This window comes from Pseudomonas sp. GW101-3H06 (genome assembly GCF_059424605.1).
The window spans coordinates 3558202-3583089 of the sequence record NZ_JBWKZO010000001.1; the positions used below are offsets into that span (position 1 = coordinate 3558202).

A 24888-nucleotide genomic window follows, 5' to 3' on the forward strand; every position below is an offset into this window, starting at 1 on the left:
GGCTTACACGCTTAGCGCGGCGCGCAATTGCGCTTCGAGCAATGCAGCGTCCAACGCCTGGCCGATCAGCACCAGCCGGGTGATACGCGTTTCTTCAGCGCCCCACTGACGGTCGAAGTGCTTGTCGAAACGGGTGCCCACGCCCTGGATGAGCAGGCGCATCGGTTTGTTCGGGATCGCAGCGAAGCCCTTGACCCGCAGGATGCCGTGCCGGACCACCAGTTGGGTCAGCGCATCCATCAGCAGGCTTTCGTCAGCCTGTGGCAATTCGATGGAAATGGAATCGAAAGCATCGTGATCATGATCGTCTTCTTCGCCTTCATGATGGTGGTCGTGATGGCTGTGACGGCTGTCAATGTGCTCTTCGGAACCTGCACCGAGACCGATCAGCACGTCCAGCGGCAGACGACCGTTGCTGGCTTCGATGACTTTCACCGCCGGCGGCAGTTCCTCGGCAACTTCCAGGCGCACGCGGGCCAGGTCTTCGGGGTTGATCAGGTCGGCCTTGTTGAGGATCACCAGGTCGGCGCTGGACAACTGGTCGGCGAACAGTTCGTGCAATGGCGATTCGTGGTCCAGGTTCGGGTCGAGTTTGCGCTGGGCGTCGACCTGATCGGGGAACGCGGCAAAAGTCCCGGCGGCCACCGCCGGGCTGTCGACCACGGTAATCACTGCGTCAACGGTGCAGGCGCTGCGGATTTCCGGCCACTGGAAAGCCTGGACCAGCGGTTTAGGCAGGGCCAGACCCGACGTTTCGATGAGGATGTGATCGAGATCGCCGCGACGGGCAACCAGTTCGCGCATCACCGGGAAGAACTCTTCCTGGACGGTGCAGCACAGGCAACCGTTGGCCAGTTCATAGACCCGGCCAACCGCTTCTTCTTCGGTGCAACCGATCGAACATTGCTTGAGGATTTCGCCGTCGATGCCCAGCTCGCCGAACTCGTTGACGATCACCGCGATGCGGCGGCCCTGGGCATTGTCGAGCATGTGCCGCAGCAAAGTGGTTTTGCCCGAGCCGAGGAAGCCGGTAACGATGGTGACGGGGAGTTTGGCCAGTGTTTTCATCGGATGCCCTTTGGCAAGGTGGCGGGCATACGGGACGAGAACCGGCAACGCGCAGGCGTGCCGGAAGCGTTCGCCACCGGATCACCCCGCCCGGTTGTAGTGAGAATCTGTATCGAGGCAGGTCTCCTGGCTGACGGTGTGCCAATCATTGGACTGGCGTTCGCTGCGCCTTCCCGCGGGCTCAGGACATGAGCGTGCAGTGGCGTGGCAGCGAACATCACCGTTCACAGTTGCGGGGGCAGCCGCGGCATCGACCGCGTTCCCTTCTTAGCTTCGGCAAACGCCGAAGAACCTCGAAAGCGCAAGGCTACGCATGGTAGGAGGGCGGGTCAATGTCTTGTAACACCCGCACCGGCGCCTTCGTCAGCAGACTTGCTCCCACATTGGAATGCGGTCACCTGTTGGAGCGAGCCTGCTCGCGAAGAATTCACCTCGGTTTCAAGATGAGAACCTCTGCCAATTGACGCCCCACCCTTGCCCATGCTCTCCTACACGTCTTGTTACGGGTGCCCTTCACAGGGTGAAACGGGAAACCGGTGAATCATGTGCTTTACTCTAAAGCCATGTCAGTCCGGTGCTGCCCCCGCAACGGTAAACGAGCGAAGCGTCAGATCCACTGTGCCGATGAGGCATGGGAAGGTGATGCTTGCAGGTCAAGGCGAAAGCCTGCGCCCCTCGTGAGCCCGGAGACCGGCCCGCAACACAAAGTGACCCAAACATCACTGAATGACAAACCCGCGGTGGGCGGGCGCTGTTCGAATCCCTGCGCTCGCTCGTGCGCGGGATCTTGCATGCGCTTTTGATTCCCCGCTGACAGAACAGAGGGAAATGCCATGTCGATCATCAGCAGCACCGACCACAGCACCACCGCCAGTAGCACCACAACCCTGAGCCAACGCCTGACCGCCGCCGTACTCGCGTCGATCCTCGGCGCCAGCCTTGTGTATTTCGCCGGTTTCTCGCACATCGAAGCGGTCCACAACGCCGCTCACGATACCCGTCACAGCGCCGCATTCCCGTGCCATTGAGACCTGCAGACATGATCAAGCGTATTGCGCAAACCGCAGGTTTCACCGGGTTGCTGGCCGCCCTGTTGCTGACGCTGCTGCAAAGCCTTTGGGTTTCCCCGCTGATTTTGCAGGCCGAGACTTACGAAAAATCCGAACCCGCGGCCGTTGAAGTGCATGAACACGCTGCTGGCGTCACCGCCCACACTCACGACGGCGAAGCCTGGGAGCCGGAGGACGGCTGGCAGCGCGTGCTGTCGACCACAGGTGGCAATCTGGTGGTGGCGGTCGGTTTCGCCCTGATGCTCGCCGGTCTCTACACCCTGCGCGCGCCGACCAAAACGTCCCAGGGCCTGCTCTGGGGGCTGGCAGGTTACGCCACCTTCGTGCTGGCGCCGACCCTCGGCCTGCCGCCTGAATTGCCGGGCACGGCGGCCGCCGATCTGGCACAACGGCAGCTATGGTGGATCCTCACCGCCGCCTCCACAGCTGTCGGCATCGCCCTGATCGCGTTCAGCCGCCACTGGCTGATGAAAGCCCTCGGCGTGGCGATCCTTGCCGTGCCCCATGTGATTGGCGCACCGCAACCGGATGTGCACTCGATGCTCGCCCCGCAAGCACTGGAGACTCAGTTCAAAATCGCTTCGCAACTGACCAACGTCGCGTTCTGGCTGGCCCTGGGCCTGATCAGCGCCTGGCTGTTCCGCCGCAAAAGCGATGGCCAATACCACGCATGATTGATACCGGCGCTGCGCCGACCCTGGTGGTCGGCCTGGGCTGCCAGCGCGGCTGCCCCGTCAGTACGCTGCGTGCGCTGCTCGATCAGGCGCTGCAGGCCAACCAGATCGAACTTCATCAGATCAAGGCCCTGGCCAGCATCGACTTGAAGCGCGACGAGCCAGCACTGATCGAACTGGCCGAGCAACTTGGCTTGCAGGTGATGTATTTCAGCAGCGAACAGCTGGCGGCTTATCAACTGCAACTCAGCCACCATTCGCAGATCGCCTTCGAGCGCACCGGTTGCTATGGCGTGGCGGAAAGTGCCGCCCTGGCCATGGCCGAACAACTGGCCAATGCACCGGCAAAACTGCTGATTCCGCGACAAAAATATGCCCAGGCCACGCTGGCATTGGCCGGCGCTGCCTAAAATCCCCGATAATCGCGCCTTCAATCATGAGCAATCTTCATCTGAAGCTTTGCCGATCCCCTTTTTTCACAGGAGCCGACGATGACCGTCTACTTCATAGGCGCAGGTCCCGGTGATCCGGAACTCATCACCGTCAAAGGCCAGCGGCTGATTCGCAGTTGCCCGGTCATCATCTATGCCGGCTCGCTGGTACCCACCGCCGTGCTTGAAGGTCATCACGCGCAGAGGGTGATCAACAGCGCCGAATTGCACCTGGAACAGATCATCGACCTGATCAGGACCGCCCATAACAACGGTCAGGACGTAGCCCGGGTACATTCTGGCGATCCGAGCCTGTATGGCGCCATCGGCGAACAGATTCGCCACTTGCGTGAGTTCGACATTCCCTTTGAAATCATCCCCGGCGTCACCGCGACGGCGGCTTGCGCAGCGTTACTGGGCGCAGAGCTGACGTTGCCGGACGTATCACAAAGCGTGATCCTGACCCGCTATGCCGACAAAACCGCCATGCCGGTGGGCGAAGAACTGGGCAGCCTGGCACAGCATGGGGCGACCATGGCGATCCACTTGGGGGTCAATCATCTGGAGAAGATCCTTGCCGAGTTGTTGCCGCATTACGGCGCGGATTGCCCGATAGCGGTCATACACCGGGCGACCTGGCCGGATCAGGATTGGGTGGTGGGGACGCTCGGGAATATTGCCGGGAAGGTTGCCGCCAAGGGGTTTCGGCGCACGGCGTTGATTCTGGTGGGGCGAGTATTGGGGAGTGATCATTTCAGCGAGTCGTCGCTGTATCGCGCCGGGCATGCGCATTTGTATCGCCCATAAGCCCTCTTCGCGAGCAGGCCCGCTCCCACATTGGAATGCGATCAACTGCGGGCGCGGGCTTGCTCGCGAAGGCGTCAGTGAATTTCACCCATAAAAAAACGGCGCTCACGGGGCGCCGTTTTTTGTATTTGCAGTGAACACCTTACCTTAGTAGTAGGCGTTTTCTTTCTGCGTGTGGTCAGTGACGTCACGCACGCCCTTGAGCTCGGGGATGCGCTCGAGCAAGGTGCGCTCGATGCCTTCCTTCAAGGTCACGTCGGCCTGGCCGCAGCCCTGGCAACCACCGCCGAACTGCAGAACGGCGATGCCGTCTTCGACCACATCGATCAGGCTGACCTGACCGCCGTGGCTGGCCAGCCCCGGGTTGATCTCGGTTTGCAGGTAGTAGTTGATACGCTCGTTGATCGGGCTGTCGGCATTGACCATCGGTACTTTGGCGTTGGGCGCCTTGATGGTCAGCTGGCCGCCCATGCGGTCGGTGGCGTAGTCGACGACCGCGTCATCCAGAAAGGCTTCGCTGAAGTGATCGATGTAAGCCGTGAAGCTTTTGAGCCCCAGTGCGGTGTCTTCGGGTTTTTCTTCGCCCGGCTTGCAGTAGGCAATGCAGGTTTCGGCGTACTGGGTGCCAGGCTGGGTGATGAAAACGCGGATGCCGATGCCCGGGGTGTTCTGCTTGGAGAGCAGATCAGCCAGGTAATCGTGGGCGGCGTCGGTGATGGTAATAGCGGTCATGGAAACTCCTCGCAGGCTTGGGCGCAGTTTACGCCAATCATCGCGCTGGACAAAGTCCTAGTATTTTTGTCAGGAAAGTTTCGCCACAAATCCCCTGTGGGAGCGAGCCTGCTCGCGAAAGCGGTGTGTCAGACAACAATGATGGCGACTGGCACTCCGTCTTCGCGAGCAGGCTCGCTCCCACAAGGGATCAGCGGTTGATTACAGGTTTTCGTAGCGATTCATGTCCAGCACGCCCTCTTCCACCGGCTCGGTCTCGTGGATGTAGCGGCTCAAGTCATGAAAGTAAAACCAGAACTGCGGATGGCTGCGCCGAATCCCCCAACGCTCGACGATTTTCTCGAAACGGTCGGCATCCTTGGCGTTTTCCATCGCATCCACAAATGCCGGGACCTCCCCGGCGGAAATGTTGAACATGAAGTTCGGATAACTGCTGAGTACTCCCGGGAAAATGGTCACGGTATCCAGCCCTGGCTGATAACGCAGCGACTCGCCGAGCAGAAACGCCACGTTACTGTGCGCGCGGTTGCGCAGCAGGCTGTACACCACACGCTGGCCGTTTGCGGTTTCGACGCGCAGCATTGTCGCTTCCGGCAATTGATCGATGACCTTGAGCCCAGCCGCCGGGCGTGACGCCAGACGACTCAAGGCCTGTTCAGCGCTCTGCAAGTCCAGGTCGATGTTCGGGCGCGAACAGTAGGCACCGTCGCAGCGGTTGATCGGATCCGGCCTGGCATCAAGTTCGCCATAGCGCGCCAGCAACTGCATGGCGAAGTCGCGTTTCGTGTCTTTTTCATCGAGCTTCAGCGCGGTCGGCTTGTCGTTGTCGATGGACTCGTAGTCCATCCACATCTTGAATTTTCCGCTGCTCTGATACCAGTCGTCGAGGTAGCCATCGCGCGAATCGGCGGGCATCAGGCGCAGGAAGTTTTGCTCGGCGCCATTGCGGATCAGGTCGAAGTACAGGCGTGTCTGTGCTTGATGGGAGACGTTGCCGAACACATCGAAATTCACCGCCAACTGATAATAGGTACGTTCCAGCAGCGGGAAGTCGAACAGCCATATCGTTTGCGGCACATCGCCGATAAGGCCCTTGGTCACCGCGGCACTGTCGAAGTGCCGGAAGATACTCAACAGTGCATTGTCGTTGCCGGCCCACAAGGTCGACCAGCTGGGTGCCGGCAGGTCGGCGTAGCTGTCGCGGCGCAAGGCCTCGTACTCGTTGCGCTTGTCGCGGTAGTCGTGCCACAGGCTCAGGACACTGCCGACATCGTCGTTCTGCCCCGGCATCGCCAGCAACGGCGTGGCCTGGCCGCGGTAATTCGGGTCAGTGATATAAAGGTCGTGCTCGGGCGCCTGGAACAGCGCCCAAAAGTTATCGCGGATCACGTCCGTGGCGATTTGCCCCCGGCAAACCGGGCCGCGAATAAACGTGCGCACGAAATACTCGGCGTTATCGAGCATGAATTGATAACGCGCCTGGGCCGGGATTGCCTCGAACGTGGCAAACGGATTGGCCCGACTTTCCGGCCCATAGCCCGGCAAGGCGCTGGCCTGCCAGTTGCCGTTGTAGAACAGGCTTTTGACCCGGGCCATTTTCGCCGCGCTCAGCGGATACGTGATGTGGGTCTTGTGCACGATCACACCCTGAACCGGCCACAAGCGGTAATAAAACTGGGTGCCCGGATCGTCGTTCGGGCGACGGGTATTGATCAGGTCGATGGGCTGGCCGGTCGGCGTGCGCGAGCGCACCCACTGGAAGAAATGCCCCGGCTCACCGTCCTTGAAGTAAAGGTGCGCGAGAAACCAGTGCTCGAACAACCAGCGCCCCACCAGACTTTGACGGGCGCCGGGGGCGTTGAGCAGGTTTTCCCACTGCACCACCTGCAACGCTTCCCGGGCGCTGGGCACCAGGCCCTGCTCATCGATGGGCGCACCGGACGCCAGCCAGCGCTGCAGGGTCTGGTACTGCTGATCGGAGAGCCCGGCGACTGCCAGCGGCATGCCCTGATTCGGATGGGAACTGGCGTAGCCGTCGAACTCCGCCGGCATGGCGCACATATTGTCGCGGTTGAGGCCCAGGGCGATGTCTTGTGGCAGTTTGGCATTGGGTTGCAGCGGCGTCCGGTGACCCAGTTCGAGCATGCGCGCCATCAATGCCGCCTGGCTGCCCTGAGCATCGAGCACCGAGTAGAAGCCCTTTTGCTGCCAGGCGCGTTTGCCGAAGGCGTCATAAAATAACCGGGTCGGTGCCGCGGCCTGACTGCGGTCGCCGTCATAGACCGGGGATTTGTTTGCGCCGCGGGCGGCACCTTCGCCACTGCCCAGATTGAGTTGACAGGGGGAGTCATAGCAGGCATGGCAGGCCACGCACTTTTCAGTGAAGATCGGTTGAATGTCGCGGCTGTAGGAAATAGAAGAAGAAATAACCGGGTCTTGCGCCACGGCGCCCCAGCTTGAAAACAGCAACACACTGCTGATGACGACGCGATACCACATGTCCCTGATCCCGATCCTTGAAAAACGCCGCGATTCTACCGGTCCGCCGCCCCCTTCAACATGAGCGATATTCATGCAAAACCCGAACATGCTCTAAAAGCGCGCAGGTTTGCTATGATCCCGGCCCTTAGTCATGGTCTTTTCGAGTAGTCCCAATGTCCGATCGCAGTGTTCGCCTTCAAGCTCTCAAGCACGCCCTCAAAGAGCGCATCCTGATTCTCGATGGCGGCATGGGTACGATGATCCAGAGCTATAAGCTCGAAGAACAGGATTACCGTGGCAAACGCTTCGCTGACTGGCCGAGCGATGTCAAAGGCAACAACGACCTGTTGGTGTTGACGCGCCCGGACGTGATCGGCGGCATCGAAAAAGCCTACCTGGATGCCGGTGCTGACATCCTGGAAACCAACACCTTCAACGCCACCCGCATTTCCATGGCCGATTACGGCATGGAAGAACTGGCCTACGAACTGAACGTAGAAGGCGCTCGCCTGGCGCGCAAGGTCGCCGATGAGAAAACCCTCGAGAACCCGGACAAGCCGCGCTTCGTCGCCGGCGTCCTCGGCCCGACCAGCCGTACCTGCTCGCTGTCCCCGGACGTAAACAATCCCGGCTACCGCAACGTGACCTTCGATGAACTGGTGGAGAACTACACCGAGGCCACCAAAGGCCTGATCGAAGGCGGCGCCGACCTGATTCTGATCGAAACCATTTTCGACACCCTCAACGCCAAGGCCGCGATCTTTGCCGTGCAAGGCGTGTTCGAGGAGCTGGGCATCGAATTGCCGATCATGATCTCCGGCACCATCACCGACGCCTCCGGCCGCACCTTGTCCGGACAGACCACCGAAGCGTTCTGGAACTCCGTGGCCCACGCCAGGCCGATCTCGGTCGGTTTGAACTGCGCCTTGGGCGCCAGTGAATTGCGGCCGTACCTGGAAGAGTTGTCGAACAAGGCCAATACCCACGTTTCCGCGCACCCGAACGCCGGCCTGCCGAACGAGTTCGGCGAGTACGACGAACTGCCGTCGCAAACGGCCAAGGTCATCGAAGAATTCGCGCAAAGCGGCTTTTTGAACATCGTCGGCGGCTGCTGTGGCACCACCCCGGGTCACATTGAAGCCATCGCCAAGGCCGTGGCCGGTTATGCGCCGCGGGAAATCCCCGAGATCGCCAAGGCCTGCCGCCTCTCGGGCCTGGAACCGTTCACCATTGATCGCAACTCGCTGTTCGTCAACGTCGGCGAGCGCACCAACATTACCGGTTCCGCCAAGTTCGCCCGCCTGATCCGTGAAGACAACTACACCGAAGCCCTGGAAGTTGCCCTGCAACAAGTCGAGGCCGGTGCTCAGGTGATCGACATCAACATGGACGAAGGGATGCTCGATTCGAAGAAGGCCATGGTGACCTTCCTCAATCTGATTGCCGGTGAACCGGACATCTCCCGCGTACCGATCATGATCGACTCCTCCAAATGGGAAGTGATCGAGGCCGGCCTCAAGTGCATCCAGGGCAAGGGCATCGTCAACTCGATCAGCATGAAGGAAGGTGTCGAGCAGTTCATCCATCACGCCAAGCTGTGCAAGCGCTACGGTGCCGCCGTGGTAGTGATGGCGTTCGACGAAGCCGGCCAGGCCGATACCGAAGCGCGCAAGAAAGAGATTTGCAAGCGCTCCTACGACATTCTGGTCAACGAAGTCGGCTTCCCGCCGGAAGACATCATCTTCGACCCGAACATCTTTGCCGTAGCCACCGGTATCGAAGAACACAACAACTATGCCGTGGACTTCATCAACGCCTGTGCCTACATCCGCGACGAGCTGCCGTACGCCCTGACGTCGGGCGGCGTGTCCAACGTGTCGTTCTCGTTCCGGGGCAACAACCCGGTGCGCGAGGCAATCCACTCGGTGTTCCTGCTGTATGCGATCCGCGCCGGCCTGACCATGGGTATCGTCAACGCCGGCCAGCTGGAGATCTACGACCAGATCCCGGTGGAACTGCGCGACGCCGTGGAAGACGTGATTCTCAACCGCACCCCGGAAGGCACCGACGCCCTCCTCGCCATCGCCGACAAGTACAAGGGCGACGGTAGCGTCAAGGAAGCCGAAACCGAAGAGTGGCGCAACTGGGACGTCAACAAGCGCCTGGAGCACGCGCTGGTCAAAGGCATCACCACCCACATCGTCGAAGACACCGAAGAGTCCCGTCAGTCCTTCGCCCGCCCGATCGAAGTGATCGAAGGCCCGTTGATGTCAGGCATGAACATCGTCGGCGACCTGTTCGGCGCCGGCAAAATGTTCCTGCCACAGGTGGTGAAATCCGCCCGTGTGATGAAACAGGCCGTGGCCCACCTGATCCCGTTCATCGAACTGGAAAAAGGTGACAAGCCGGAAGCCAAGGGCAAGATCCTCATGGCCACCGTGAAGGGTGACGTGCACGACATCGGCAAGAACATTGTCGGCGTGGTACTGGGCTGTAACGGCTACGACATCGTCGACCTTGGCGTGATGGTCCCGGCGGAGAAAATTCTCCAGGTCGCCAAGGAGCAGAAGTGCGACATCATTGGCCTGTCTGGCTTGATCACGCCGTCGCTGGACGAAATGGTGCACGTAGCGCGCGAGATGCAGCGCCAGGATTTCCACCTGCCGCTGATGATCGGTGGCGCCACCACCTCCAAGGCGCACACGGCGGTGAAGATCGAACCCAAGTACAGCAACGATGCCGTGGTGTACGTCACCGACGCTTCCCGCGCCGTGGGCGTGGCCACGCAGCTGCTGTCCAAGGAGCTGAAGGCCGGTTTCGTCGAGAGGACCCGCGAGGAATACATCGAAGTCCGCGAGCGCACCGCCAACCGCAGCGCCCGCACCGAACGCCTGAGCTACGCCGCGTCGATTGCGAAAAAGCCGCAGTTCGACTGGAGCACCTACACCCCGGTCAAGCCGACGTTCACCGGCACCAGGGTGCTGGACAACATCGACCTTAAGGTCTTGGCCGAATACATCGACTGGACGCCGTTCTTTATCTCCTGGGACCTGGCCGGCAAGTTCCCGCGCATCCTCCAGGACGAAGTGGTCGGTGAGGCCGCCACTGCGCTGTACGCCGATGCCCAGGAAATGCTCGCCAAACTGATCGACGAAAAGCTGATCAGCGCCCGCGCGGTATTCGGCTTCTGGCCGGCCAATCAGGTGCGCGACGATGATATCGAACTCTATGGCGATGACGGCAAGCCGTTGGCCAAGCTGCATCACCTGCGCCAGCAGATCATCAAGACCGACGGCAAGCCGAACTTCTCCCTGGCGGACTTTGTCGCACCGAAGGACAGTGAAATCACTGACTATGTGGGCGGTTTCATCACCACCGCCGGCATCGGCGCCGAAGAAGTGGCCAAGGCCTATCAGGACGCCGGCGACGACTACAACTCGATCATGGTCAAGGCCCTGGCCGACCGCCTGGCCGAAGCCTGCGCCGAGTGGCTGCACCAGCAGGTGCGTAAGGAATACTGGGGTTACGCCAAGGACGAAACCCTCGACAACGAGGCGCTGATCAAAGAGCAATACACCGGTATCCGCCCTGCCCCGGGCTACCCGGCGTGCCCGGATCACACCGAGAAAGCCACCCTGTTCGCCTTGCTCGACCCCGAGGCGGCCGAAATGCGTGCCGGCCGCAGCGGTGTGTTCCTCACCGAGCACTATGCGATGTTCCCGGCGGCGGCAGTCAGCGGCTGGTACTTCGCCCACCCGCAAGCGCAGTACTTTGCCGTGGGCAAGATCGACAAGGACCAGGTGCAGAGCTACACGTCGCGTAAAGGCCAGGAGTTGAGTGTGACCGAGCGCTGGCTGGCGCCGAACCTGGGTTACGACGACTAACCCTGCGTTGTGTTGGCCACAGTAATGTGGTCAACACAGACCTAATGTGGGAGCGGGCTTGCTCGCGAAGGCGGTAGATCAGTCAACATCTATGTTGAATGAAAAACCGTATTCGCGAGCAAGCCCGCTCCCACATTTGTTTTGTGTTTGCCTTAATTGTCTATGCTTACTTATCACACACACGTGACGAGGGGTTTATGGACGATCCAGTCGACAACAAGCCGCCGACCTTCTGGCAGATGCTGCACAGCGTCATGGCTGCGGCGTTCGGGGTACAGAGCGGGAAGAATCGCGCGCGGGACTTCACCCACGGCAAGCCCAGTCATTTCGTGATTCTGGGGATTTTGTTCACGACCGTGTTCGCATTGACGCTCTACGGCATCGTGCAACTGGTGGTGCATCTGGCAAAGATTTAGTGCATCAGGGTTTGCAGGCTGAACGGGTAGCGCCAGGACGTCGGTCGCCCCTTGGCCGAAAGCTTGTGAAAATCCACGCCGTAATCCTGCGCGGCGGCCATGGCCAGCAGACGCTTGGCTTGTGCCCGGTCAATCAACTGTAACAACGGAATCTGCCGATCACGACCACCGTACTGGCTGATATCGATGCCCTCGTCGTAGTCATGCAATTGCACCAGCGCCCAGCCCCCCAGGCTGAAGTGCCCACCCAGCAACACGCTCAAGCGGTTGTCAAGCAAGGCCTGCAAGGCCGCAGGCGAGTTGTTGATCGTACCGAACAACGCATCCTTGCCAGGTTTGCCGCCCGACTCCTCAAAGGCGCGCATCACACCAAAGCCCATTTCGTCATTGGCCGACCAGACCAGCGATGTCTGCGGATAGCGCCTGAACAATACCTTGGCCTGTTCATAGGCCCGTTCCCGGGTCCAGCCACCGTACACCAGCTGGCGCAGACGCACCTCTGGGTGTTCGGCCAGCGCCCGGCGCATGCCCTTTTCGCGCAACTGCGCCGATGGCGTGATTTTCAGTCCGGAGAAGGCCAGCAGATCAATGTACTGACCGGGAGCCACCGCAGGGTGCAAGCGGATCAGTTCCTTGAGCATCAGGTAGCCGCCCTCCTCGTCGTTGGGCACCAGGCTACCCACCCAGCCGGGGTATTTGTCGGGTCGGGCACCAAGCAAGCGCATCTGGTCCGGGGTCAGGGCATTGTTGACGATGAACAGCTTCACCCCGCTGCCATGGGCCAGGCGCAGGATTTCGGGCGCGATGTATTGTTCATTGACGAACACCAGATAGTCGGGCCGGCGTGGCCCCTGCAGCGCTTCACGCGCTTGCGCGAGGGTGATATCGGCGTTGCGGTCGGAGTACACGATACGCAAATCCATGCCCAGATCCTGAGCGGCGGCGTGCATGAATTGCGAGTAACTGACCCAGAACGCTTCCCTGGTGGTTCCCGGATTGAGGAACAGCACCGACGCTGCCTGAGCGCAAGGTCCCACGACCATAGTCAGCGCCAGCAATACGCCATACAGCAACTTCAACATTGGTCGTCCGAGCCCCCGGAAATTCGCAGCGCATTATAGCCAGCGAACGCCCGCAAAACGGCGTTTATTCCGGTTTTTGTCCGACAATCGTCGGAACGAGGCCCGGACGGGGTCGTTTATTGATGACTGACCCAAAATACCGCCGTGCCGACGACCAGAATGATCAGGAACAGAATCGCCCAGGCATCGACCGTGCTATCGCTTTTCCTTGCTTTGGTTGGGTTGCTCATTGCATCGCCTCTTGTCGGTTTTATCGGTGATTGCATAAAGACTCGACCACAGTTAAGACGATGATTGCCCGCACGACAAATGTGGGTTAAATGACAACCGATCTCGTTAGGCGATTTGGTTCTTTACATATACTCAAACATCACTTTTGCGCATAACTGCAAACTGGTATCTTGCCCCGGCTCCGTAGGGAGTGCGCGGCCGTGCGCGCAGAATTGCAGAGGATCTATCGGGTTCCGGCAAGCACAAAAACGCAGCTGTATCCGAGCGACCCAAGCCTGAGAACAGGACTTATATGTACGTATACGACGAGTACGATCAGCGGATCATCGAGGACCGCGTCAAGCAGTTCCGTGATCAGACCCGACGCTATCTGGCAGGCGAGCTGAGCGAAGAAGAATTCCGCCCCCTGCGCCTGCAGAACGGGCTTTATATCCAGCGCTTCGCACCTATGCTGCGTGTGGCGGTGCCTTACGGCCAATTGACTTCGCGCCAGATGCGAATGATGGCCAAAATCGCCCGCGACTACGACAAGGGCTATGCCCACATCAGCACCCGGCAGAACGTGCAGTTCAACTGGCCGGCGGTGGAAGACATTCCGGACATCCTGGCTGAACTGGCCACGGTGCAGATGCACGCGATCCAGACCAGCGGCAACTGCCTGCGCAACGTCACCACCGACCAGTTCGCTGGCGTCGCAGCCGATGAGTTGATCGATCCGCGTCCTTGGTGCGAGATTGTTCGTCAATGGACGACTTTCCACCCGGAATTCGCTTACCTGCCGCGCAAGTTCAAGATCGCCGTCAACGGGTCGACCTCGGACCGTGCCGCCATCGAAGTCCATGACATTGGCCTTGAGCCAGTGCATAACGCCGCGGGCGAACTGGGTTTCCGCGTGCTGGTTGGCGGTGGCCTGGGCCGTACCCCGGTAGTGGGCGCGTTCATCAACGAGTTCCTGCCGTGGCAAGACCTGTTGAGCTACCTCGACGCGATCCTGCGGGTCTACAACCGCTATGGCCGTCGTGACAACAAGTACAAGGCACGTATCAAGATCCTGGTAAAAGCGCTGACCCCTGAAGTCTTCGCCCAGAAAGTCGATGCGGAAATGGAACACCTGCGCGGTGGCCAGACCACGCTGACCGAAGCCGAAGTACAGCGCGTTGCCAGACACTTCGTCGACCCGGACTACAAGGCCCTGGACAACCAGAGCGCCGCCCTGGCCGAGCTCGACAAGGAACACCCGGGCTTCGCCCGCTGGCGCACCCGCAACACCCTGGCCCACAAGAAGCCCGGTTATGTGGCCGTGACCCTGTCCCTGAAGCCGACCGGCGTTGCGCCGGGCGACATCACCGACAAGCAGCTCGACGCTGTCGCCGATCTGGCCGACCGCTACAGCTTTGGTGAATTGCGCACCTCCCACGAACAGAACATCATCCTGGCCGACGTCGAGCAGGACAAGCTGTTCACTCTGTGGGGCGAGCTGCGCGAGAACGGTTTCGCCACGCCGAACATCGGCCTGCTGACCGACATCATCTGCTGCCCGGGCGGCGACTTCTGCTCCCTGGCCAACGCCAAGTCGATCCCGATCGCCGAATCGATCCAGCGCCGTTTTGACGACCTGGACTACCTGTTCGACATCGGCGAACTGGACCTGAACATCTCCGGTTGCATGAACGCCTGTGGTCACCACCACGTCGGCCACATCGGCATCCTCGGGGTGGACAAGAAAGGCGAAGAGTTCTACCAGGTGTCCCTCGGTGGCAGCGCCAGCCGTGACGCCAGCCTGGGCAAGATCCTCGGCCCGTCCTTCGCACAGGACGATATGCCTGACGTGATCGAGAAGCTGATCGACGTGTACATCGAACAACGTACCGAAGACGAGCGTTTCATCGACACCTATCAGCGTATCGGCATCGACCTCTTCAAGGAACGCGTCTATGCAGCGAATCATTAAGAACAACGAAGTCGTCGACGAAACCTGGCACTTGCTGCCCAAGGATTTCAACATCGACGAAATCACCAACTGCGACGATTACATCGTTCCGCTGCAACTGTGGCGCGAACACAGCCGTATGCTCCTGGCCCGCGACGGCGGCCTGGGCGTGTGGCTGGATGCCGATGAAGAAGCCGAGGAAATCGGTGAAGACGTGGCAAGCTTCCAGGTCATCGCCTTGAACTTCCCGGCCTTCACCGATGGCCGCAACTACTCCAACGCCCGCCTGCTGCGTGACCGTTATGGTTTCAAAGGCGAACTTCGGGCGATTGGCGATGTGCTGCGCGACCAGTTGTTCTACATGCACCGCTGCGGCTTCGATGCCTTTGCCATTCGCCCCGATAAAGACCCGTACGAAGCCCTTGAAGGTCTCAAGGACTTCTCGGTGACCTATCAGGCCGCCACCGACGAACCGTTGCCGCTGTTCCGTCGTCGCTGAAAAAATAAAGCCCTGTCTCCGCATGGAGCCAGGGCTTTATCGTCCAGAGTTATTCGATCGGAAATGGCCGCCCCATCGCCACCCAGTCGTTATAAAGCCTGGCCCGTTCCTCCAATGCCGTGAGCACTGCAATCGGGTTATCGAAAGCGCCTCCCGGCATCGGTACATCCCGGGCTATTCGCGCCCACGACTCCTGCGACGCATCGGCGTCACTCAACAGTCGCCAGACCCGTGCCTGAAGATCCAGATAGTTCACCCGGTAATCCGGGGTCAGGGCCAACGGACTCATGGCCCCCAGGAACCGCCTGCCGCCTGGATTCAGGGCCAATCGTTGCCAGACTTGTATCCTTGCGTTGCGCTGCCCTTCTTCGATGCCCTGCAACCAGGGTGTCGGACCTAAATAGTCGTTACCCGGCGCGTCCAACCACAGGTTCAAGCCCGTTCTTTCCCGATGCGCGACCAGCCTCTGCAAAGTGTCCTCATCGGTCAAGGGGTTGTGCCACAACAGTACGCGATCCCTGGCGACGGCCTGATTCAGGACTGCCTGCGGAACTCTTTGAATCCGGTTATCGCTTAAATCCAGGGTTGTCAGGTAGGGCTGATCCATGATCCCGACCGGGCACCTCGTGATGCCGGTATTTCTCAAATTCAGAGATCGCAACTGGTTCATTTCCAAAACAACGGGAGGGACGCCCAATGGATTGTCGCTCAAATCCAGTGTTTGCAGATTAACCAACGAACTTAATTGCGCCGAAGTATCCTCCCGAAAGGTCAACCGGGTAGAGCGCAGGTTCAAAGAAGTGAGATGCTGTAACTGTGGGATTGTCGACGGCAATGCACTTTCCAGCTCCCCATCAATGTTGGGCAATCGCAGGTCTGTGCCTTCCAGATTCAAAACGCGCAAACGCGGAAAGCACTCTAAATAACCATTCAAACTATCGCGTTCGACCAAGTGAAAGTTTTTCAAGTCCAACTCAACCACGTCATTGAACCGGACATTGAGTGCCGGTAATCGATGAAAGTCTTCATTGTGCATGTCCATCGCGAAGCCATCGACATGATTTCCGGAGTAGTGAGAATTGCCCTGCGGCACTCTTTTCTGCAAGATTGCTATCAGCTCCTCCGCCAGCTCGGCGCGTGTTTCGCGCTCATACGCTATTACTTCCTCCAACCGCCTGAGGTTTTCTTGCTCGATTTGCATGGCCGTCATGCCCTGCGCCTCCGGACCCTCGGCATTCAGGAAGTCGATGTCCATACCGTCGGTATCGAGCGCGACTTGATCAATCCAGGCCTCCACGTCCGTATACAGTTGCAGCAGTTGCTGTCTTGAGGCGTAGATGTAAGCCTGGGCCCCGTTCCCCAGCGACTGCAGGAACGCATCAGTTTCCTCGTTGGAGAATTCGGGATGAATCTCCTTGAGCTGCAATCTCATTGCTTCATGCGTCAGGGCCTCCCCTTGAGGTGTAGCCGGATGACCTCCCCCTCTCAATCCCTGCGCCTCGAAGGGCAATCCTGAGCTCATTCTGGACCGACCAAGGAGCCATTCAGAGCGGGATAAGAGCTGGTCACTGATTTTCAGTTTCAAGTCAGCTGCCGGATCACTGGATGTGAGCCCCAATGCCCTATGCTCGTCCTTGGTCAGCACATCGGCGACAGCTTCATAAATATTTGTAGCCGCAGCAGGTTGAGTCGACAGGCCATCGAACCTGTAGCCCGCACCCGACTTGATCAAGGTCCGGTAATCAGGTGTGTCGAGCGGCCCCGTGCGATCCAGAATCCGACCGCCAATCGAACTGTCGCGTACGTCTAATCGCAACCCTTTCGGCCATCCAGGCAGATTTGCCAGAGAGTGCAACGCCAGTGTGTCCGATTCAGGGTTTTTGACTGACCGCAGATAGAGACCTTCAAAAGCCCGATTGATACGCACATGCTCCTGGTATTGGTTCGCCTTGTCGTCCAGTCGCTTGAACAGGTCCTTGGCCTGGACGGGGTCGGGAGGCGCCTTGAAGTCGACACCATAACGATCCAGTATTTGCTCGACGGCAGCCTTGGGCAGATCGGGGTATGTCCGTTGAAACAGCTGGACCCACGGGTGTTCCGACTGCTGGAGCGCCTGATATCGGCGGTTGAATTCAGCCTGCGCGGACGATGGATCGTTCAGTGCCGTGACTTCCTGATCGATCCTGAAACGGTCGATGGTATCGGCCAGCAGCGGGGTCGGCGCGCGACCTGCCTGCATCAGGCGCAGCATGTCATTGTCGACTGCGCTGACCCTGCCAATCTGTGCCAGCACTTCGTCACTGAATGTACCTGCCGGGACACCCACTCCACGCAAGAGATCGATACGCGTCGGCAACGGCAAGGCGGGCGTTGCGTTGATGTCCGGCCCGTAATCCGGTCCTGCCTCCAGAGGCTTCGAGGACTCTTGACGACCTTCCCCTGCCTTGGCGAAGGGCACCTCCTCTGCCCCTCGGTGGCTGATCGACGTAGCCTCTGCGACCAGCGGCAACGCATTGAGCACGCCAAACAGTGTGCGAGTGACACCTTGCGAACGCTTGTCGGCCGTATCACCGTTGATGGCTTGATCCAGGCCGTAACCGGCATCGATGAGTCCGGCAAGGGCCAACAACCCTTCACCACCCGGTACGAACAACGCCAACGGACCAAACTGGTTGACCCATTGGACGATGGGCTCGACCACGGCACTCAGGTTGTCGCGGTTGACCTGCGCATCGTCGCGGATGGTTTCGACACTGGCCTGGGCGGCCTGCTTCATGGTCAACACCAGTTGGGCAAAGGGATCGGTTGGCGAGGGTTGAACATCCAGATCGATGTAGTCAGCAGGATTCCAGTAACCATCATTGTTGAAGAAGCCGGCCTCTCGGGTCAGATGATGCTGCGCCGGAAATTGCGCCATGCCGTCCAGCGCCGTCAGTACACCGGCATGAAACGTCCCGTCGCTGCGATCTTCATCGGCAAAGTGCGATGCCAGCGCTTGCCTGGTTTCGGACGACCGCCCCTGATCGACAATCCAATGGCGCAGTTGGTTTCTACCGGAAAACTCGTGGATCGGCGAGGAGTTGCCCGGGATATACACAATTACCCGGTCGCTGGATCGATCACGGAAACACCAGATATCCGTCGCCGTGTACCGATAGAGCTTCAGACGGCTTGCCTCGACATCCGGGGGCATGCGCGTCGGCGCTTGCAACGGCTGCAGCGTCAACGTTGGCCACGCCTGATCCGGCGGCAAACCGGCAGCATGCAAGGCCAATTCCAAACCTTTCGCCGACAGACTGTTTTCATGCCGCTGCAGCCAGGCCGTCATGACAAACGCGGCCTTGGTCGAGGTTCTGAGAGCATAAGGCGTGGCCGCCCCGAGCACCTCTTCGGAGGGCCAGGCCTTATCGATATAGGCCTGATACAACGTTTTGAAATCCAGTTCCCAGACCCATTTCTTGAAGTCAGCGGGGCGCAGCCTGATCTGCGTCTGCGGTCCATAAGACTGCGGAACCGTGTGACGATAAATGCCTTCATACGTATCGTGATTGCCGCTACCGTGATAGGCGAATGCGTCGACATTTTCGACGATTCGAACCGGTGGCCCGACGTCAGGCGGCGTATACAGGCCGAATGCCGTTTCACCAAAACGCCCGTCGCCAACGGTCTGGTAATTGGAAATCAGTGTTTGTACCAGCGTTCGCGAACTCGCCACTTGCCCTTGGTGTACACCGTTCTGTTCGGGATGGCCGTTGTAATCGTAATCAAGGGTAACCAGCAAAGCTGTCTGCGGTTCGAGGTCATGTCCCCACTTTTCCCTGATCATCTGTTCGCCAAACTGGGCTGGGGTTTGTGGAAGCGCGGTATCCACGGCGGTTTTCAGTTCCTCGCGCATGGGCAGAGATGATGGTGGATGTGGATGAGAGATGTGCTTGTCAGAAAACTCGTTCATTTTGCAGTCCATTGCAGATTGAGGAGGTTCACCCTAACCAATTTGGGCGTTCTGCAACGTGGGAGTGATCAACAGCATCTTTAGGAAAGTTCTCCGTTTCCAGATGCAAAAGGGTAGTCCGGGCAAAAAAAAACCGTGGCAATGTCCACGGTTTTTTATTGTTACAACGATGATGATTCGTGTGTTACCAGAAACGCTGCTGGGTCAATCGGCTCCACCAGTTCAACACCACGCGGTCCACTGAACCGCTGGCCGCCATGCCGATGCGTTCCTGCAGGCTTTTACGTTCGGCGTAATGCAAGTGATAAAGCTCCGACTGTTTGGCGCGTTCGGCCAGGTATTCGTCGCTGGTCTTGAGTTCATCCACCAGTTGCTTGTCCAGCGCCGCGACACCCAGCCAGATTTCCCCGGTAGCCACTTCGTCAATGGCCAGTTGCGGGCGGTAGCGGGAAACGAAGTTCTTGAACAGTTGATGGGTAATGTCCAGGTCTTGCTGGAATTTCTCCCGGCCCTTCTCGGTATTTTCACCAAACACTGTCAAGGTGCGCTTGTATTCACCGGCGGTCAGTACTTCGAAGTCGATATCGTGCTTCTTCAGCAGGCGGTTGACGTTGGGTAGTTGTGCAACCACTCCGATTGAACCGAGGATTGCGAACGGGGCGCTGATGATCTTCTCGCCGATGCACGCCATCATGTAACCGCCGCTGGCCGCGACCTTGTCGATGCACACGGTCAACGGGATGCCGGCCTGCCGGATACGCGCCAGTTGCGAGGAGGCCAGGCCGTAGCTGTGGACCATACCGCCACCGCTTTCCAGGCGTAGCACCACTTCATCCTTGGGTGTGGCCAGGGTCAGTAGCGCGGTGATTTCGTGACGCAGGCTCTCGGTGGCCGAAGCCTTGATGTCGCCGTCGAAATCCAGCACGAACACCCGGGGTTTGGCTTCAGGCTTTTTCTTCTGCTTCTTTTCGGTTTTAGCCTCGGACTTGCGCAAGGCCTTGAGCTGGTCCTTGTCGAGCAAGGTTTGCTCCAGGCGCTCGCGCAGCCCTTTGTAGAAATCATTGAGCTTGCTGACCTGCAGCTGGCCGGCCGACTTGCGTCGACCTTTGCTGCGCAAGGCCGCGAAACTGGCCAGGACCACCAGGATGGCGATCACCAGGGTCACGGTCTTGGCCAGAAAAACGGCGTACTCGGACAAAAACTCCACAGGGACTCCTTAGACGATGCGCGGCATGAAAGCGCGCGGGATACCTTCAGCATACCCATGCGCCGGCCTTGCGGCCAGCCGTGAAACCTCTGGCAACAGGCCTGTAACAGGCATTTCAAACAAGCGTATGTTTTTTCATTGACAGCTCACCGTCATCCTCATAACCTCGCCAAACCTTCAACGTACCGGGACGACGCGGACGTGGGCAGCATCTATTTGATTCGACATGGCCAGGCCTCCTTTGGTGCAGACGACTACGACGTCCTGTCGCCCATCGGTGTTCGCCAGGCACAAATACTCGGCCAGCACCTGGCCGAGCTCGGTATCAGCTTCGATCGCTGCCTGGCGGGCGACTTGCGCCGCCAGCAACATACGGCCAGCAGCGCGCTTGAACAATTCGCCGCCGTGGGCCTGCCGGTACCGATCCTGGAAACCGATTCGGCGTTCAACGAGTTCGACGCCGACGCGGTGATCCGCGCGCTGTTGCCGGCGATGTTGCCGGACGAACCCGAAGCCCTGAACATCCTGCGCAACGCCGCGCAAAACCGCGCCGAGTTCCAGCGCATCTTCGCCTTGATCATCGAACGCTGGCTCACCGGCACCTACGACACGCCGGAGCTGGAAAGCTGGCTGGGTTTTGTCGAGCGGGTTCGGGCCGGTCTGCACAGAATCCTCGAAAGTGCCGACAACACCCAGAAAATCGCAGTGTTCACCTCCGGCGGCACCATCACCGCCCTGCTCCACCTCATCACGCAAATGCCTGCCAGGCAGGCCTTTGAATTGAATTGGCAAATCGTCAACACCTCGCTCAACCACCTGAAGTTCCGTGGTCGCGAGGTGGCCCTGGCTTCCTTCAACAGTCATGCGCACCTGCAACTGCTGAAGGCCCCGGAACTCATCACGTTTCGCTGAGTCCGGACTATTGTGACCCTGGCTGTAATCACCCAGCTCTTATTACCAGAAAAAGGATCAAACCATGACCTCCGTAGCAGATGCCGTACAAGCAATGAAAGCCAAGTTCAACCCAGCCGCTGCTGCCGGTCTGGACCTGGTCTTCGGTTTCCGCATCGACGACACCAAGAACTTCTCGCTGATCGTCAAGGACAGCACCTGCGAGCTGCAAGAAGGCGAAAACCCGGACGCCCAGGTGACCCTGGTGATGGACGGCGAAACCCTGGAAGGCATCGTCAGCGGCGAAACCGATGGCATGCAAGCGTTCATGGGCGGCAAATTGCGCGCTGAAGGCGACATGATGCTGGCCATGAAACTGTCCGAACTGTTCCCGGCCTAACACCGCGACTCCCTGCTTCAGGAGTCTCGCTGGCTGCACACGAATCCCGCCCCTTGTGGCGGGATTCGTCGTTTTCGGTGCGGCAAAACGGCCCGCCCCGGATTTGCCGTCTATATTCCTTCTGGCCGCCTGGGTCAGCCAGCGGCTGTTTTGGCCTCGACTCAAGTTGCGGAGAGCACCGGCATGAGCCCACCTGACGACCACAACGGTTTCAACCGCCGCCACGTACTGCAAGGTCTGTCCGCGGGCGCCATCGGTGCCTGGATCAGTCCGCTGTTCGCAGGCAGTAAAACGATGCCGGAAACGCCTGCCGACCTCATCCTGTACAACGGACGCTTGCACACCGTCGACCGCAAGAAACCCCAGGCCAGTGCCGTCGCGATCAAGGACGGGCGTTTCGTGGTGGTGGGCAGCGATGCCCAGGCCATGGCCCTGCAAGGACCTGCTACGCAAGTCATCGACCTGCACGGACGCACGGTGATTCCCGGCCTCAACGACTCGCACTTGCACCTGATCCGTGGTGGCCTCAATTACAATCTCGAACTGCGTTGGGAAGGCGTTCCATCCCTGGCCGATGCACTGCGCATGCTCAAGGAGCAGGCCGACCGTACTCCGACACCGCAATGGGTGCGAGTGGTCGGTGGCTGGAACGAGTTCCAGTTCGCCGAGAAACGCCTGCCCACCCTTGACGAACTGAACAAGGCCGCCCCCGACACACCGGTGTTTATCCTGCACCTCTACGACCGCGCCCTGCTCAACCGCGCAGCCTTGAAGGTGGTGGGCTATACCCGCGACACGCCGAACCCGCCCGGCGGCGAAATCCAGCGCGATGCCAATGGCGACCCCACCGGCCTGCTGATCGCCCGCCCCAATGCGATGATTCTCTACTCGACCCTGGCCAAGGGGCCGAAGCTGCCGCTGGAGCACCAGGTCAACTCGACGCGCCAGTTCATGCGCGAACTCAATCGCCTGGGGGTCACCAGTGCGATCGATGCCGGCGGCGGCTACCAGAACTACCCCGACGACTATCAAGTCATCCAGCAACTGGCCCAGGACCAACAGCTCACAGTGCGCATTGCCTACAACCTGTTCACCCAGAAACCCAAGGAAGAACTGGCGGATTTCCGCAACTGGACCGGCAGCGTCAAGTTGCATCAGGGCGATGACTTCCTGCGCCACAACGGTGCCGGGGAAATGCTGGTGTTCTCCGCCGCCGACTTCGAAGACTTCCTTGAACCGCGCCCGGACCTGCCGTCCGGCATGGAACAGGACCTGGAACCAGTGGTGCGCCATTTGGTGGAGCAACGCTGGCCATTTCGCTTGCACGCGACTTACAACGAATCCATCAGCCGCATGCTCGACGTGTTCGAGAAGGTCAATCGCGACATCCCCTTCGATGGCCTGCCCTGGTTTTTCGACCATGCCGAAACCATCTCCCCTCGCAACATCGAGCGGGTCAGAGCCCTGGGCGGTGGCATCGCGATTCAGGATCGCATGGCCTTCCAGGGCGAATATTTCGTCGAGCGCTACGGCGCCAAGGCCGCCGAACACACCCCGCCGATTGCCCGCATGCTGGCTGAAGGCGTGCCGGTGGGCGCCGGCACCGACGCTACACGGGTGTCGAGTTACAACCCCTGGACTTCACTGTACTGGCTGGTCAGCGGGCGCACCGTTGGCGGACTGGAACTGCACCCGCAAGGTTTGAGCCGCGATACCGCATTGGAAATCTTCACCCACGGCAGCGCCTGGTTCTCCTCCGAGCAGGGCAAGAAAGGCCAGATCAAGGTCGGGCAACTGGCGGATCTGATTGCACTGTCGGCGGACTACTTCCACATCGAGGACAACGGGATCAAGGATATCGAAGCGGTACTGACCATCGTCGACGGCAAGATCGTCTACGGCAGCGCCGAGTTCGAAAAACTCGGGCCGCCGCCGATCCCGGTGGTGCCGGAGTGGTCGCCGGTGGCCAAGGTGCCGGGGCACTGGAGAGCAGCGCCACTGACGGCACAGGTTCATCAATGCGTCGGGGCCTGTGCGGTGCATTCGCACCGTCATGAGCGGGCGCGATTATCGAATGTGCCGGTCAGTGACTTTCAAGGATTCTGGGGAGCGTTTGGCTGTTCGTGCTTTGCGTTTTAGATCTCAGTACCTGTGGCGAGCAAGCTCGCCACAGGTACTGAGTGCCCTTACAATGCGGGCACCTCTCGCACCGGCCCCCCCATGGACATCGATCTCGCCCGCACCTTTCTGGAAATCGTCCGCCACGGCAGCCTCGCCGCGGCCGCCGAGAAACTTCATGTCACTCAGACCGCGATCACCGCGCGGGTTCAGAAACTCGAAAGCCAGCTGGGCAGCACCCTGTTTGTGCGCAATCGTGCCGGGGCGCGCCTGACACCCAACGGCGAAGCCTTCGTGGTGTACGCCAATCAACTGGTGGAAACCTGGGAAGCCGCGCGCCGGGATCTGCCGCTGCCCGAGGGATACCACGACGTGCTGCACATCGGTGGCGAGGTCAGTCTGTGCAATCCGTTGATGCTCAGTTGGGCCGGCGAACTGCGGGAAAAAATTCCCAGCCATGCGCTGCGCATGGAGATCCGCGACGGTGAAAATCTGCTGCGCCAACTGGAGCTCGGGGTGCTCGATGCGGCACTGGTCTATCAGCCCGAATACTGGCCGCGTCTGCAAGTCGAGCAGATTCTGGAAGAAAAACTCATCCTCGTACGCCAGCCCGGACGCCCCGATCCCTATGTGTACATCGATTGGGGCCAGGATTTCCGTCGCCAGCACGATGCCGCCCTGCCGGAAAAAGCCAAGGCGGCGCTGAGCTTCAACCTTGGCCCGCTGGCCTTGCAGTACATCCTCGAAAACGGCGGCAGCGGCTACTTCCGCACCCGCGTCGTGCAGAGTTATCTGGAAAGCGGCGTGCTGGAGCAAGTGCCCAAGGCTCCGGAGTTCAGTTACCCGACGTACCTGGTCTACTCCCGCGACCGCGATTCGGAAACCCTGCAACGGGCCTTCGATCTGCTGCGCGAAGTCATCAAAATCGATGACGACTGGTCGCAACGCTGGAACCCGCTGACCTGAGTCCGGTTTGCACCGGATCATGGCTGTTGTGTCCTCAAGGTTCATCCAA

The 24888-nt window shown here is 59.7% G+C and carries 18 protein-coding genes and 2 riboswitches; of the genes, 12 read left to right on the forward strand and 6 right to left on the reverse strand.

The window, feature by feature from the left end; all coding sequences use genetic code 11:
• Positions 1 to 3 precede the first annotated feature (3 nt).
• Complete coding sequence (gene cobW / locus AC07ZE_RS16190) at positions 4 to 1068, reverse strand: cobalamin biosynthesis protein CobW (protein WP_207265689.1); 1065 nt, start codon at positions 1066 to 1068, stop codon at positions 4 to 6.
• Between the two features lie 99 nt (positions 1069 to 1167).
• Positions 1168 to 1379: riboswitch (cobalamin riboswitch) on the reverse strand.
• Between the two features lie 176 nt (positions 1380 to 1555).
• Positions 1556 to 1781: riboswitch (cobalamin riboswitch) on the forward strand.
• Positions 1782 to 1901: 120 nt separating this feature from the next.
• Here cobW and AC07ZE_RS16195 point away from each other — a divergent pair.
• The 4 genes from AC07ZE_RS16195 (at position 1902) to cobM (ending at position 4050) form a co-directional block, all read left to right on the forward strand.
• Positions 1902 to 2096 carry a CbtB domain-containing protein gene (locus tag AC07ZE_RS16195; protein WP_207265690.1) on the forward strand — a complete coding sequence of 65 codons (195 nt, stop codon included), beginning with the start codon at positions 1902 to 1904 and terminating at the stop codon, positions 2094 to 2096.
• Between the two features lie 11 nt (positions 2097 to 2107).
• Complete coding sequence (locus AC07ZE_RS16200) at positions 2108 to 2812, forward strand: CbtA family protein (protein ID WP_207265691.1); 705 nt, start codon at positions 2108 to 2110, stop codon at positions 2810 to 2812.
• Complete coding sequence (locus tag AC07ZE_RS16205; protein WP_207265692.1) at positions 2809 to 3222, forward strand: cobalamin biosynthesis protein; 414 nt, start codon at positions 2809 to 2811, stop codon at positions 3220 to 3222. Before AC07ZE_RS16200 ends, AC07ZE_RS16205 begins: the two co-directional genes overlap by 4 nt.
• Positions 3223 to 3303: 81 nt before the next feature.
• Complete coding sequence (cobM, locus tag AC07ZE_RS16210) at positions 3304 to 4050, forward strand: precorrin-4 C(11)-methyltransferase (RefSeq protein ID WP_207265693.1); 747 nt, start codon at positions 3304 to 3306, stop codon at positions 4048 to 4050.
• 147 nt (positions 4051 to 4197) lie between these two features.
• Here the strand turns inward: cobM and nfuA are convergent, their stop codons facing one another.
• Positions 4198 to 4782, reverse strand: a complete 585-nt coding sequence (gene nfuA / locus AC07ZE_RS16215) for a Fe-S biogenesis protein NfuA (protein WP_008059275.1) — start codon at positions 4780 to 4782, stop codon at positions 4198 to 4200.
• Between the two features lie 201 nt (positions 4783 to 4983).
• Positions 4984 to 7281 (reverse strand): fatty acid cis/trans isomerase, encoded by a 2298-nt coding sequence (locus tag AC07ZE_RS16220; RefSeq protein ID WP_207265694.1) that lies wholly within the window; start codon positions 7279 to 7281, stop codon positions 4984 to 4986.
• 155 nt (positions 7282 to 7436) lie between these two features.
• Here AC07ZE_RS16220 and metH point away from each other — a divergent pair, with 155 nt between their 5' ends.
• Both metH and AC07ZE_RS16230 read left to right on the forward strand, forming a co-directional pair.
• The gene (gene metH / locus AC07ZE_RS16225) at positions 7437 to 11147 is read left to right on the forward strand and encodes a methionine synthase (protein ID WP_207265695.1); all 3711 of its coding nucleotides are present in this window, start codon (positions 7437 to 7439) and stop codon (positions 11145 to 11147) included.
• Between the two features lie 197 nt (positions 11148 to 11344).
• The gene (locus AC07ZE_RS16230) at positions 11345 to 11563 is read left to right on the forward strand and encodes a DUF2970 domain-containing protein (protein WP_095194675.1); all 219 of its coding nucleotides are present in this window, start codon (positions 11345 to 11347) and stop codon (positions 11561 to 11563) included.
• Here AC07ZE_RS16230 and AC07ZE_RS16235 read toward each other — a convergent pair.
• Positions 11560 to 12645 (reverse strand): ABC transporter substrate-binding protein, encoded by a 1086-nt coding sequence (locus tag AC07ZE_RS16235; RefSeq protein WP_207265696.1) that lies wholly within the window; start codon positions 12643 to 12645, stop codon positions 11560 to 11562. The genes AC07ZE_RS16230 and AC07ZE_RS16235 overlap by 4 nt on opposite strands.
• Positions 12646 to 13168: 523 nt before the next feature.
• On the opposite strand from AC07ZE_RS16235, the gene AC07ZE_RS16240 reads away from it, so the two are divergent.
• Both AC07ZE_RS16240 and AC07ZE_RS16245 read left to right on the forward strand, forming a co-directional pair.
• Entirely contained in the window at positions 13169 to 14827 is a 1659-nt protein-coding gene (locus tag AC07ZE_RS16240) for a nitrite/sulfite reductase (protein WP_095194674.1), read from the forward strand.
• Positions 14811 to 15305: a DUF934 domain-containing protein gene (locus AC07ZE_RS16245; protein ID WP_095194673.1), complete on the forward strand. Its 495-nt coding sequence runs from the start codon at positions 14811 to 14813 to the stop codon at positions 15303 to 15305. The genes AC07ZE_RS16240 and AC07ZE_RS16245 overlap by 17 nt, the downstream gene beginning before the upstream one ends.
• Positions 15306 to 15354: 49 nt before the next feature.
• On the opposite strand, the gene AC07ZE_RS16250 is transcribed toward AC07ZE_RS16245, so the two are convergent.
• Together AC07ZE_RS16250 and sohB are read right to left on the reverse strand one after the other, a co-directional pair.
• Positions 15355 to 19257: a dermonecrotic toxin domain-containing protein gene (locus AC07ZE_RS16250; RefSeq protein WP_207265697.1), complete on the reverse strand. Its 3903-nt coding sequence runs from the start codon at positions 19255 to 19257 to the stop codon at positions 15355 to 15357.
• 184 nt (positions 19258 to 19441) lie between these two features.
• Entirely contained in the window at positions 19442 to 20464 is a 1023-nt protein-coding gene (gene sohB, locus AC07ZE_RS16255; RefSeq protein ID WP_207265698.1) for a protease SohB, read from the reverse strand.
• A gap of 201 nt (positions 20465 to 20665) precedes the next feature.
• On the opposite strand from sohB, the gene AC07ZE_RS16260 reads away from it, so the two are divergent.
• The 4 genes from AC07ZE_RS16260 (at position 20666) to AC07ZE_RS16275 (ending at position 24839) form a co-directional block, all read left to right on the forward strand.
• Positions 20666 to 21376 (forward strand): histidine phosphatase family protein, encoded by a 711-nt coding sequence (locus AC07ZE_RS16260; RefSeq protein ID WP_207265699.1) that lies wholly within the window; start codon positions 20666 to 20668, stop codon positions 21374 to 21376.
• A gap of 64 nt (positions 21377 to 21440) precedes the next feature.
• Complete coding sequence (locus AC07ZE_RS16265; RefSeq protein WP_008154977.1) at positions 21441 to 21755, forward strand: SCP2 sterol-binding domain-containing protein; 315 nt, start codon at positions 21441 to 21443, stop codon at positions 21753 to 21755.
• A 294-nt stretch (positions 21756 to 22049) separates the two neighbouring features.
• Positions 22050 to 23894, forward strand: a complete 1845-nt coding sequence (locus AC07ZE_RS16270) for an amidohydrolase (RefSeq protein WP_207267833.1) — start codon at positions 22050 to 22052, stop codon at positions 23892 to 23894.
• Positions 23895 to 23975: 81 nt separating this feature from the next.
• Positions 23976 to 24839 (forward strand): LysR family transcriptional regulator, encoded by an 864-nt coding sequence (locus AC07ZE_RS16275; protein WP_207265700.1) that lies wholly within the window; start codon positions 23976 to 23978, stop codon positions 24837 to 24839.
• Positions 24840 to 24888: the final 49 nt, after the last annotated feature.

Coding starts and splice junctions, on each gene's coding strand:
- AC07ZE_RS16245 (WP_095194673.1), top strand. CDS start 14,811: ATGCAGCGAATCATTAAGAACAACGAAGTCGTCGACGAAACCTGGCAC.
- AC07ZE_RS16275 (WP_207265700.1), top strand. CDS start 23,976: ATGGACATCGATCTCGCCCGCACCTTTCTGGAAATCGTCCGCCACGGC.
- cobM (WP_207265693.1), top strand. CDS start 3,304: ATGACCGTCTACTTCATAGGCGCAGGTCCCGGTGATCCGGAACTCATC.
- AC07ZE_RS16195 (WP_207265690.1), top strand. CDS start 1,902: ATGTCGATCATCAGCAGCACCGACCACAGCACCACCGCCAGTAGCACC.
- AC07ZE_RS16200 (WP_207265691.1), top strand. CDS start 2,108: ATGATCAAGCGTATTGCGCAAACCGCAGGTTTCACCGGGTTGCTGGCC.
- AC07ZE_RS16220 (WP_207265694.1), bottom strand. CDS start 7,281: ATGTGGTATCGCGTCGTCATCAGCAGTGTGTTGCTGTTTTCAAGCTGG.
- AC07ZE_RS16235 (WP_207265696.1), bottom strand. CDS start 12,645: ATGTTGAAGTTGCTGTATGGCGTATTGCTGGCGCTGACTATGGTCGTG.
- cobW (WP_207265689.1), bottom strand. CDS start 1,068: ATGAAAACACTGGCCAAACTCCCCGTCACCATCGTTACCGGCTTCCTC.
- AC07ZE_RS16240 (WP_095194674.1), top strand. CDS start 13,169: ATGTACGTATACGACGAGTACGATCAGCGGATCATCGAGGACCGCGTC.
- AC07ZE_RS16230 (WP_095194675.1), top strand. CDS start 11,345: ATGGACGATCCAGTCGACAACAAGCCGCCGACCTTCTGGCAGATGCTG.
- metH (WP_207265695.1), top strand. CDS start 7,437: ATGTCCGATCGCAGTGTTCGCCTTCAAGCTCTCAAGCACGCCCTCAAA.
- AC07ZE_RS16270 (WP_207267833.1), top strand. CDS start 22,050: ATGCCGGAAACGCCTGCCGACCTCATCCTGTACAACGGACGCTTGCAC.
- AC07ZE_RS16265 (WP_008154977.1), top strand. CDS start 21,441: ATGACCTCCGTAGCAGATGCCGTACAAGCAATGAAAGCCAAGTTCAAC.
- AC07ZE_RS16205 (WP_207265692.1), top strand. CDS start 2,809: ATGATTGATACCGGCGCTGCGCCGACCCTGGTGGTCGGCCTGGGCTGC.
- AC07ZE_RS16250 (WP_207265697.1), bottom strand. CDS start 19,257: ATGAACGAGTTTTCTGACAAGCACATCTCTCATCCACATCCACCATCA.
- nfuA (WP_008059275.1), bottom strand. CDS start 4,782: ATGACCGCTATTACCATCACCGACGCCGCCCACGATTACCTGGCTGAT.